Source organism: Mesorhizobium sp. M1A.F.Ca.IN.020.06.1.1 (assembly GCF_004023265.1).
Lineage (GTDB): Bacteria > Pseudomonadota > Alphaproteobacteria > Rhizobiales > Rhizobiaceae > Mesorhizobium.
Window position 1 is genome coordinate 1 of sequence record NZ_RZSR01000073.1, and the last position, 11,075, is coordinate 11,075.

Below are 11,075 nucleotides of genomic sequence, written 5' to 3' on the forward strand. Positions count from 1 at the left end.
GTCTTCGACGAATACCTGGAAGCCGTCGACATCGCGCCGAAGCCCGACCCGGATTGTGCCGGCTCCGTCGGGAGTTCCATATTTTATGGCGTTGGTCAGAAGCTCGTTCAGGATCAGCGCCAGCGGCATGGCAACGTCATTCGAAAGCTTTGCATCATCAGCCTCGAACTCAACCGCGACTTCCTTCGGGAAGGTCTGCTTTATTGTCCCGCAAACCGCAAGCAAGAAACCCTTCGCGTTGAACTGCGTCGAATCGACCGTCTCGTACAGGACCTGCTGAGCAGCGGCCATGGCCGCGACGCGGTTGCCGGCTTCACGCAAGATTTCTCGCGCTTGCGGGTTCGCTGCCCGTTGACCCGCCAAGCTCAGCAGTGACTGCAGCATCTGCATGTTGTTCTTCACACGATGATTGAGCTCATTGAAGAGCAGCCGCTGCTGTGTTTCGGCCTGTTTGCGTTCGCTGATATCGACCAGCATGTTGATGCCGCCGATGATCTTGCCATCTTCATCGCGCAGCGGCGTCGGATACGGGATGAAGGGAATGCGCACGCCGTCCGGGCGCTCGGCGACGGCTTCAGCGTTGCGTATCGGACGCCCCTCCTTCAGGGCGACCGCCATCGGGCACTGGTCGTGAGGAAGCGGGCTTCCGTCCGGCCAGAACAGTTTCCACGTCACGCACCACTTATCCTTGCCGATCTGCGGAACGCGCCCGGAAAGCTCGACGGCCGCCTCGTTGAAAAAGGTTATCGTGCCGTCGGCATCCGTCGTGTAGATCGCCGCCGGAATTGCCGCCAGCAGGTCGCGCAGCTGACGCTCGCTCGCCCGCAGCTTGGCTTCAGCCATCTTTTGGTCGGTGATGTCGCGCGCAATCTTCGAGGCGCCGATGATGAGGCCCTGGCTGTTGCGGATCGGCGAAATCGTCAGGGAAATATCGACGAGACTGCCGTCCTTGCGGCGACGCACCGTTTCGAAGTGATCGACGTTTTCGCCGCTGCTGATGCGCCTGATGATCTCCGGCTCCTCGCCCAGCCGGTCATCAGGGATGATCATCGTGATGTGCCTGCCGATCGCCTCGTCGGCCGTGAAGCCGAACAGCCGCTCCGCGCTGGCATTCCATGAGGCGATAATGCCGTTGAGGTCCTTGCTGATGATCGCGTCGTGAGAGGATTCGACAATGGCCACGAGCTGATTTGCCGCGCGTTCCGTCGTCTGGCGGGCGGTCTCGAGCCGTACGCGGTCGACCGCGAAGCCGAGTTGTCCGGCCACTGTCAGCGCAAAACGAAGCTCGGACTCCACGAAATCGTGCGGATGATCGTAATAGGACATGAACTTGCCGAGCAGCTGACCGCGCACCGAGATCGGAATGAAAGCCAGCGCTGCAATGCCTTCGTCCCGCACAGCCGCCTTGAGGTCGTCCGGCAATCCGCTTTGCTCGACGTCGGCAATAGCGATCGGTTCGGGATCGCGTGTGTCGCGCGACCAGGGGGAATGGCCTTCGACGGCCGTTCTGTAAGCTTGCGACAGGCCTCGCGAGGCGGCAAATCTGAGGAAGCCGGTGTTGTCGAAGAAGAGTATGGAGGCCCGGTCCGCACCCAATGCGCGAATGATGGTGCTGAGGGCTATCTCGTGAACCTCGCCGAGATTCGCCGCGCGCTGAAGGCTGTCCGTGAATTCGTAAAGCGCCGCCTGCTGCTCCAGATGCCGGACGAGCGCGGCCTCGGCCTTCTTGCGGGCGGTGATATCCTGCTGGACGCGCACCGCATACAAGAAGCGGCCTTCGGAGTCCCTTACGCTCGAGGACGTGACCGCGACCCAGACTCTTGCCCCGTCCTTGCGGATGAAGCGCTTTTCGTGCCGGTAGCTGTCGATCTCGCCTCGCACCTGACGCTCGAACTGACGCAGGTCCGCATCGACATTCTCCGCCAGAGTGGCATCGAACACCGACCTGCCGACAAGTTCATCGGCGGAATAGCCGAGCAGGTCGGCCAGGTAGCCGTTGACGCGCCCGAGTTCGCCCTTCGCGTTGACTTCAGCGATGCCAATCGCCGCATGCTGGTAAGTTGCAGCGAGCCGCTGCTCCTGTTGCCCAATGATCTCATCGCTCAGACGCCGGTCCGTGACGTCATGGAAACAGTTGATGGCTCCGACGACCCGACCGTCCTCGTCTTCGATCGGTTCGATGTGGACCATCACCCATATCGCCGTGCCGTCCGGCCGCTCGAGCTTTCCTTCAACCCCCCTGACGGGAATGCCGGTTCGCAGCACCGCGGCCATCGGGGTTTGGGCGCGCGCGATCTGCCGTCCATCGAGATAGAGCCTGTGGGATCCGCAATAGAGTTCGCTGTCCGAGCCAAGCAAGGGCGTTCGCCCCCACAAATCGGCAGCGCGCTTGTTGAACCAAAGCAATCGGCCTTGCGCGTCGCAAGCGTAGATCGCAATGGGCAGCGTCTCGATGAAGTCAGGCGGGATTTGCAGGGTGAGCGCGTCCTGCGGGGTACGGATAAACCCCTCGGTTCCTTGAAGGCTTTCGATGCGCATCTCCCAATCCCGCTCGAGCAACGAAAAGCCAAACGCATCGGATCGCCGAATGTTCCCGTGCGGCCCGACTCTTCGGCACTGAGGCAGCGCCGACATAATGCCGACGACGATTTCGTCTTGCCTGGTGGACCGATTTTCGCACAGAGGCGCAAAGCGTTCGAACGACCGGTCACACTGGCGGGATCCCTCATGCAACCGGGCCGGAAAGAGCTGCATGCGAATCCGGGCCGCCTTGACCTGGCGCATTGCCTTCCGCGCCGGCTCGCACAATAGTCGGGCCGATGTTCGAGGCGATAGCGAGTCACTGGTCGACGCTTATCCTTTTCCTGTCGTTGGCGATGGCGGCGGTCGGCATCGTCCATGCCATCATGACGAAGGAAGACGTGCGCGCCGCCACGGGTTGGGTCGGCGTGATGCTTCTGTCGCCCTTCCTCGGCGCGATCATCTACGCCATCGCTGGCATCAACCGCATCCGCCGCGCGACGATCAGCGCCATGCGGCCCAGCGCCGGTTCGGCGGATGAGGGGCACAATCGCGACGTCGCCGTCGAAGCCTTGATCGAGGCCCAATTCGGCCAGCGCTTCGTCGGATTGAAGACACTGGGCGACAGGGTGGCGCGGCGTCCGCTGACTTCGGGAAACATGATCGCCGTGCTCGAGACCGGCGACGAGGCCTATATGGCGATGTGCCGGGCGATCGACGGCGCGCAAAAGAGCGTGCTTCTCGAAACTTACATCTTCGACAACGACGCCGTCGGACAGATGTTCGCGCAGTCGCTCTCCGCCGCGGTCAAACGCGGCGTTGCCGTGCGCGTGCTGATCGACGCCGTCGGCGTGCGCTATTCGGTACCCAGCATCCTGAAGCAGCTCAGGGAGTCCAACGTCGCCGTCGATCTCTTCAACGGCAACATCGTCATGGGCTTGAGACTTCCTTATGCGAATCTCAGAACCCACAGGAAGGTCCTGGTCATCGACGCGACAGTGGCGTTTACCGGAGGCATGAACATCCGCAAGGGGTTCTCGGCCGAATTCGCCGGTTCCGACAGCTCCAGGGACACGCATTTCGAGGTCACCGGGCCGGTGGTGGCCGACCTGTTCTCGGTCGCCGCCGAGGACTGGCGCTTCGCCAGCAACGAGGCGCTGAAGGGCGACGTCTGGCAGGTCGAGCGAACCGCCCCGCCGCCCGGCCAGCCGATGCTGGTCAGAGCCGTGGCGACAGGACCGGATGCCGCGAACGAAACCAACCACAAGCTGCTGATGGGTGCGTTTTCGGTCGCCCGCAAATCGATCCGCATCATGTCGCCCTATTTCCTGCCGGACCGCGAGCTGATCAGCGCGCTGACCACGGCCGGCGCGCGCGGTGTCGAGATCGACATCGTGGTGCCGGCGGTGAACAACCTTTTCCTCGTCGACCGCGCCATGACGGCACAATTCGACCAGGTGCTGAAGCATTATTGCCGGGTGTGGCGCCACGAGGGCCCCTTCGATCACTCGAAACTTATGGCAATAGACGGCGCGTGGGCTTATGTCGGCTCGTCCAATCTCGACGCCCGGTCGCTCAGGCTGAATTTCGAGATCGACATGGAGGTCCTGGATGCCAACTTCGCCCGGGCGATCGAGGCGCGTATCGACGCGGCGATCGCGTCGGCGAAACCGGTGACACTCGAGATGCTGAGGGCCAGAGCCTTCGTCATTCGTGTCCTCGACCGATTGCTGTGGCTGGGATCGCCCTATCTGTAGGCAAGGAAGACGAGCAGCAGGAACCATGGAGAGAAACGGACGCACCCTCCCCGAAACCGTGCTCCTGTCGATCCGCGGCAGAAAGATGCGGAAAGCGAAAGCCACGGCGCCGAAACGGGTCGGCGGCGCCGAGATGGTGGTCGCCTCCTACAACGTCCACAAATGCATCGGCACCGACCGCAAGTTCGACCCCGAGCGGACCGCGCGCGTCATCCGCGAGATCAGCCCCGATGTGATCGCGCTGCAGGAGGCCGACAACCGCTTCGGCGACCGCGCCGGCCTGCTCGACCTCAACCGCCTCGAAATCGAAACAGGGCTGGTCCCGGTGCCGATCACCGGAAACGGCAAGGCACATGGCTGGCGCGGCAACGTGCTTCTGTTCAAGCGCGGCACGGTGCGCGACGTGCACCAGATCAAGCTGCCCGGCCTGGAGCCGCGCGGGGCGCTGGTCGCCGAGATCGACCTCGACGAGAACCGGACGCTGCGCGTGATCGCGGCGCATCTCGGCCTGTTGCGCCGCTCGCGCTCGGAACAGGCGCGCGTCGTGCTCGATATCATGAGCAGCGCGGACGAAAGGCCGACGCTCCTGCTTGGCGACCTCAACGAATGGCGGCTGGGCAACCGCTCCGCGCTCAACACGCTGCACAACACGTTCGGCCCCTCGCTGCCCGCTGTGCCCACCTTTCCGTCCGGCCTGCCGGTGCTGGCGCTCGACCGGATCATGGGGAACCGCGACGGCATGGTGTCGGCGGTGGAAGCGCACGACACGCCGCTGTCGCGCGTGGCGTCCGACCACCTGCCGCTCACGGCTTACGTGCATCTATAGGAAGAGTAGCTCACCCTTCCCTGAGCCAGACCAGCATCTCGCCGGGATCGCGGTTGTCCCAGGCGAAGTAAGGAATCGCCTTGAGCGTCGTCTCTTCGGTTTCCGGCGGCTCGGGGCGGTAGAGATCGCCGCCCCAGGTCTTCGCCTCGGCCCGGCTGCCGATCGCCGAAAGCGTGACGATACCGCCGAGCAGGTTCGGCTCTTTGTGCGCTTCCAGCCTGGCCGTGCGCGGCAGCGCAATGCGGTGCAGGCCACCGCCATTGTCGGTTTCCTCGACGCAGTAGAGCAGCGGGCCGCGCGACAGCGCGACGCGGCCGATGTCCTGCCGCACTTCCGGATTGGCGAAGAGGCGCGCCATCGACATTTCGAGGTCGAGCTCGACGCGGTCGCCCTTTTGCCATTCGCGGCGGATCGCGGCATAGCCGTCGACCGTGACCGCATCGAGATCGAGCATGTTGCCGTTCAGCTTCAGCGCCGCGTTGCGGCACCAGGCGGGCACGCGCAGGTAAAGCGTGAATTCAACCGGTGTCTGTGCCTCGATCTCGATCGAGACCGCGCCGTCCCAGGGATAGTTGCTGGTCTGGACCAGGCTGACCGGGCGGCCGGCGATCTCGAAGCGTGCGGTGGAGTCGCCATAGAGATGCACGGCCAGCGCGTCGTCGGCGAGGCCGTAGAAATAGCTGCCGATGGAGGCCACCATGCGGCCGATATTAGGCGGGCAGCAGGGGCAGCGGTGCCATTTCCAGCGGTGGTGGCCGCCGCGGCTTTCCAGCGGGTTCTCGTAGAAGAACAGCGAGCCGTCGAGCGACAGGCCCGAGATCGAGCCGTTGTAGAGCGCCCGCTCCATCATGTCGGCATAGCGGCGGTTCGGGCCCATGCCCAGCATGCGGCTCGCCCAGAACACCAGGCCGACCGAGGCGCAGGTCTCGGCATAGGCGGTTTCGTTGGGCAGGTCGTAGTCGCTGGTGAAACCCTCATTGTGAGCCGACGGCCCGAGGCCGCCGGTGACATAGAGGCTCTTGGTGGTCAGATCGTCCCACAGCCTGTCGAGCGCCGCGCGCAAGCTGTCGTCGCCATATTCGGTGGCAATGTCGGCCATGCCGGAGAAGAGGTACATCGCCCGCACAGCGTGGCCGACGACCTTGTCCTGCTCGCGCACCGGCTTGTGCGACTGATTGTATTCGTAGGTTTTGAAATGATAGGCCTTCGGGTCGGCGCCGCGGGCGCGCGCCTCCTCGTCGAAATAATGCGGCTGCTGGCCGCGCTGGTCGATGAAGTACTTCGCCAGATCCATGTACTTCTTCTCGCCCGTCGCCCGCGCGAGCTTCACCAGCGCCAGCTCGATCTCCTCATGGCCGCAATAGCCCTTTTTCTTGCCGGGCTCCGGGCCGAACATCGAGGCGATGTGGTCGGCGTAGCGGCTCATGATGTCGAGCAGCTTGCGCTTGCCCGTCGCCTGAAAGTAGGCGACGGCGCCCTCGATCAGATGGCCGGCGCAGTAGAGCTCGTGGCAGTCGCGCAGGTTGGTCCAGCGGAGACCCGGCTGGATGCGCTGGTACCAGCTGGAGAGATAACCGTCCTCCTGCTGCAGCTTGCCGTACATGTCGATGACGGCGTCGATCTTTTTCTCCAGCTCCGGATTGCGGCGCCGGTAGAGCGAGTAGGCGGCGGTCTCGATGGTCTTGCCCCAGTCGGAATCCCAGAACATCTGGGTCGTCACCGTCGAGCCGGTGAACTCGGCGCCCTGCGCGTCGGCCTCGTCGGGCGACGGCGAATGGAACGGGATGACCACGCCCGGCGACGGCCGGCCGGGATCGATCTGCTCCAGCATGCGCGCCTCGACGCAGCGGTCGTAGAGGATGCCGGCGGTCTTGGCGGCGACCGCGTCGACCCGGTCACCCCAGAAGCCGCGGACATCGACCTGCGGCACGGGCAGCGGCCGGAAGGCAAGCTTCGGCTTCGCGGCCGCGGCTGCCTGGGCTGCGGTGGCGGATTGTGCTGCGGTCATAACGTCACTCCATTCGAATGCGGGAAATCATTTGACGGCCCCGGCCATCAGGCCGCGGATGTAGAAGCGCTGCAGCGCCAGGAACAGGATCAGGCAGGGCACCATCATCACCGTGACGCCCGCCTGCACCGCGCCCCAATCGATGGCGCCGAAGCGGCCGGACTGAAGCGCGGTCATCATCACCGGCAGGGTGAATTTCGACTGGTCGGTCATCAGCACCAGCGCGGCCAGGAACTCGTTCCAGGCGCCGAGGAAGGCGAAAAGCGCGATGGTGACGACGCCCGGCCAGACCAAAGGCAGCATCACCTTGACCAGCATGGTGACATTGTTGGCGCCATCCATGCGCGCCGCCTCCTCGATCTCGCGCGGCACCGCGTCGAAGGCGTTGCGCATCATGAAGATCGAGAACGGCAGCTGCAGCGTGACATAGACGCAGACCAGGCCGGTCAGCGTGTTGTGCAGACCGAGTTTCGTCAGCACCAGGAAGATCGGCGTCAGGATCGACTGGAACGGGATCATGATCGTCGACAGGATGAGGATGAAGAAGAAGTCCCGGAACGGGAAGCGGAAGCGCGAGAAGCCGTAGCCGGCGAGCACGCTGACCAGCACAGAGAGCAATACCGTCATTACCGAAACATAGATGCTGTTCTGCGCCGAGGCCCAAAGCCCGTCGCCGAAAGTGTTCAGCGTCTGATAGTTCTCGACCGAGAAGCCGGTGGTCGGCCAGGGCGGCAGCGGCGGCTGGCGCGCTTCCTGCGCCGGCTTGAAGGTGGAGAGCACCGTCCACACGATCGGCCCCAAAAACAGCACCGAGGCGATGATGCCGGTGGAATGCCTGGCGAGGCTGAAGGCCGCCTTGCGGTGCTGCGACATCGCCTCGGCCATCAGTCGAGCCCCTCGGGCTTGCGCAGCAGCCAGAGCTGGATGAGGCTGAGCGCCACCAGGATGACCAGCAGCACCATGGAAAGTGCCGCGCCGTAGCCGAGCTTGAACGAGACGAAGGACTGGTTGAAGATCCAGTAGACCGCCGTCAGCGTCTGGTTGCGCGGGCCGCCGCGCAGGATGATGTAGAACTGGTCGAAGGCGAGGATCGAGCCCGCGACCGACAGGATCAGCGCCAGCGCCAAGGTGCGGCGCATCAGCGGCAGGGTGATCGCCCTGAAGCGGGCGAACGGCCCTGCCCCATCGATGACGGCGGCCTCCTGCAGGTCCTGCGGGATCGACTGCAGGCCGGTCATCAGGATGATCATGGTGAAGCCGGCGACCTTCCAGACCACCATGGCGATGATCGACCAGAACGCCGGCTGGAAGGTGGCGAGAAGATTGACCTTCCTCTCGGTCAGGCCGAGGTCGTAAGCGGCCGGGCTGAACAGGCCGGAATCGACGTTCAACAGCCACGACCAGAGCAGGCTTGCGGAAGCAAAGCCCACCACGGCCGGCATGAAGAAGGCGGTGCGGTAGAGATTGGTGAGCGGGTGCGGCCGCTCGATGAAGATCGCCAGCGGGAAGGCGACGGCGAAGATCGCGATGGTGACGATCAGCGTGTAGTAGAAGGTGAATTTGAGCGCGTTCCAGAACCGCGTGTCGCGCAGGATGGCAAAGTAATTGTCGAGGCCGATGAAAGCGTGCTCGCCCATCAGCGGCCAGTTGTGCAGCGACATCCACGCCGTCATGCCGAGCGGGATGACGAAGAACACGGTGACGAAGGCGACGGCCGGCAGGACATAGAGCAGGCCCACCCATTGCCGGCGGCTGACGCCGATGCGTCTGGCTCGGGCGGGCGCGGAGGTTGCAGTGAGGGTGGTCATGGCTGAGCTCCCCCTTCTCCCCTTGTGGGAGAAGGTGTCGCCGAAGGCGACGGATGCGGGGTGTTCCAGCGGAGTGAGATGCTGGTGTTTCCTGGAACACCCCTCATCCGTCTCGGCGCTGCGCGCCGATCCACCTTCTCCCACAGGGCGAGAAGCGGGAGCGAACCTCGCGGCGCCTCAAATTGGCGATGCTGGTGAGTAAGCTTTCTCAACGCGATAATCCTGCCATTTAGCGCGGCGTCCCCTCCCCCTTGAGGGGAGGGTCCGGCCGAAGGCAGGGGTGGGGGTCCGCTGTGAAGTGCGCCTACGGGGAGATAGCGTCGGCGTACTTCGCGGGCGACCCGACCCGGACCTGCGGTCCGACCTCCCCTCGAGGGGGAGGTTTAGGGCCGCGCTTTACTTCTGCGGCGCCTGGTCGATGATCGACTGCATGGTCTCCTGGGCATTGGCGATGGCGCCGTCGACATCGTCGCCGAAGAAGACTTCGTTGACCATCTGCGTCCACGGCCCGTTGGCGGAGTTGATCAGGTCGTTGAACACCACCGAATAGGGCGTGCGGCCCTTGGCCATCGCCTCGGCCGCCACCTGGTAGCGCGGATCGAGGTCCTTCAGCGCCTCCTTGGCGATGTCGCCGCGCACCGGAAGGCTACCATATTTGGCGAGGATGGTCTGGCCCTCGAGCGAGTAGGCGAAGTCCAGAAACTCCTTCACCACGGCGATCTTCTTGGTGCCCTTGGTGACGACGAAATTGTCGCCGCCGGCGAAGGACGACCAGCCGCCATCCTTGCCCGGCAGGAAGGTGATGCCGTAGTCGATATCAGGGTATTGCGTATTGAGCGCGCCGATGGCGAAGGCGCCGGACGGCGAGAGGCCGATCTTGCCGCCGGCAAAGGCGGCGAAGAAATTGGCGCCGGTGTCGGTCTGCGCACCCTCGGGCACCAGCCCTTTCTTGACCATCGAGCGGTAGAGGTCGATCGCGCCGCGCAGCTGCGGGCTGTCGAGCGTCGCCTTGGAGCCGTCCTCGGAGAGGATGTCGCCGCCCGACGCCCAGACCAGCGGCGTGAAGGTGAAGATGTTGCAGCCGCCGCAATTGCCGGAGAAGTAGAAGCCCTTGATGTCGCCGCCGAGCGCATTGACCTTTTCGGCGTCGGCCTCGATCTCGGCCCAGGTCTTCGGCCCCTTTTCCGGGTCGAGCCCGGCCTGCTTGAACAGCTTCTTGTTCCAGATCAGCACCGAAGAATCGGCCGAGAACGGCAGGCCGTAGATGCGGCCCTTATAGGTGCCGGTCTTCACATGCGCCGGCGACAGGCTCGAAAAATAGGGCAAGGATTTCGCCCAGTCGGTGATGTCCTCGAGCTGGCCGGCGGCGGCGAAGGATGGCGTGTAGATCAGGTCGAGCGACAGCGCATCGGGCGCGGTGCCACCGGCTGCGGCCGCGCCATATTTCGGGATGATCTCGGCGTTCGGGATGATGTCGAGCTTGATCTGGTCCTTATGCGCTTTGTTGAAGGCGTCGACGATGCGCGGCATGAAATTCGAGCCGTCGGCGCGCACCCAGATGTTGGCGGTCTCGGCGGACGCCGCCTGCAGGCCGCCGCCGATCACGGCCGCGGCCAGGGCCAGCTTGGCAAACATGGTTTTCACGGTATTCCTCCTCATGGTTCTCCTCCCAATTTGGCCGTTGCGCGACGGCCGTTTCGTTCGATGCCTCAGCCGCCCGGCGGACGGCCGCATGACTGACGCACCACCAGCCGGCACGGCAGTTTCCTGATGCCCGGCGCGGCCGGCTGGCCGCCCACGAGCGAAAGCAGAGCGAGCCCGGCCTCGCGGCCGAGCGCTGAAAGGTTCATGTCGACCGAGGTCAGCGGCGGGCGCGTCGCCTCGGCCACGATCTCCCAATTGTCGAAGCCGATGACGCCGACATCGTCGGGCACGCGGATGCCGCGCTCGCGCAGCGCGTCGATGACACCGCGCGCGATCTGGTCGTTGCCGCAGAAGACGGCATCGGGCCAGCCTTTCCTGCCCCGGCCGTTGCCGAACAGTTTCGCCACCGCATCGTGCCCCCAGGCTTCCGACCAGGCGCCGAGCAGCGGCTCGCCGACCGGCAGGCCATGCGCCTCGAGCACTTCCCGGTAAGCCTCGGCCCGCGCGTGCAC

8 protein-coding genes are annotated in these 11,075 nt (G+C 64.4%); 2 read left to right on the forward strand and 6 right to left on the reverse strand.

The window, feature by feature from the left end:
* A partial coding sequence (locus EOA60_RS05690; RefSeq protein WP_128311127.1) for a PAS domain S-box protein occupies window positions 1-2,538 on the reverse strand: 2,538 nt, incomplete at its 3' end.
* 281 nt (window positions 2,539-2,819) lie between these two features.
* On the opposite strand from EOA60_RS05690, the gene EOA60_RS05695 reads away from it, so the two are divergent.
* Together EOA60_RS05695 and EOA60_RS05700 are read left to right on the forward strand one after the other, a co-directional pair.
* The gene (locus EOA60_RS05695; protein ID WP_095824806.1) at window positions 2,820-4,277 is read left to right on the forward strand and encodes a phospholipase D-like domain-containing protein; all 1,458 of its coding nucleotides are present in this window, start codon (window positions 2,820-2,822) and stop codon (window positions 4,275-4,277) included.
* 25 nt (window positions 4,278-4,302) lie between these two features.
* Complete coding sequence (locus tag EOA60_RS05700; protein ID WP_095824807.1) at window positions 4,303-5,103, forward strand: endonuclease/exonuclease/phosphatase family protein; 801 nt, start codon at window positions 4,303-4,305, stop codon at window positions 5,101-5,103.
* Window positions 5,104-5,113: 10 nt separating this feature from the next.
* Here the strand turns inward: EOA60_RS05700 and EOA60_RS05705 are convergent, their stop codons facing one another.
* From EOA60_RS05705 to EOA60_RS05725, 5 genes are all read right to left on the reverse strand, one after another.
* Entirely contained in the window at window positions 5,114-7,111 is a 1,998-nt protein-coding gene (locus EOA60_RS05705) for a glycoside hydrolase family 127 protein (protein ID WP_095824808.1), read from the reverse strand.
* Window positions 7,112-7,138: 27 nt separating this feature from the next.
* Window positions 7,139-7,996 (reverse strand): carbohydrate ABC transporter permease, encoded by an 858-nt coding sequence (locus tag EOA60_RS05710; RefSeq protein ID WP_095824809.1) that lies wholly within the window; start codon window positions 7,994-7,996, stop codon window positions 7,139-7,141.
* Window positions 7,996-8,919 carry a sugar ABC transporter permease gene (locus tag EOA60_RS05715; protein ID WP_095824810.1) on the reverse strand — a complete coding sequence of 308 codons (924 nt, stop codon included), beginning with the start codon at window positions 8,917-8,919 and terminating at the stop codon, window positions 7,996-7,998. Before EOA60_RS05715 ends, EOA60_RS05710 begins: the two co-directional genes overlap by 1 nt.
* A gap of 396 nt (window positions 8,920-9,315) precedes the next feature.
* A complete protein-coding gene (locus EOA60_RS05720; RefSeq protein WP_095824811.1) occupies window positions 9,316-10,563 on the reverse strand; it encodes a sugar ABC transporter substrate-binding protein in 1,248 nt (415 codons plus the stop codon).
* Window positions 10,564-10,628: 65 nt separating this feature from the next.
* Window positions 10,629-11,075 (reverse strand): substrate-binding domain-containing protein (locus EOA60_RS05725; protein WP_164899198.1); only part of this gene is annotated, 447 nt, incomplete at its 5' end.

Bases quoted from the DNA above. Each gene is read 5' to 3' on its own strand.
- EOA60_RS05700 (WP_095824807.1), top strand. From the start codon at position 4,303: ATGGAGAGAAACGGACGCACCCTCCCCGAAACCGTGCTCCTGTCGATC.
- EOA60_RS05705 (WP_095824808.1), bottom strand. From the start codon at position 7,111: ATGACCGCAGCACAATCCGCCACCGCAGCCCAGGCAGCCGCGGCCGCG.
- EOA60_RS05710 (WP_095824809.1), bottom strand. From the start codon at position 7,996: ATGGCCGAGGCGATGTCGCAGCACCGCAAGGCGGCCTTCAGCCTCGCC.
- EOA60_RS05715 (WP_095824810.1), bottom strand. From the start codon at position 8,919: ATGACCACCCTCACTGCAACCTCCGCGCCCGCCCGAGCCAGACGCATC.
- EOA60_RS05695 (WP_095824806.1), top strand. From the start codon at position 2,820: ATGTTCGAGGCGATAGCGAGTCACTGGTCGACGCTTATCCTTTTCCTG.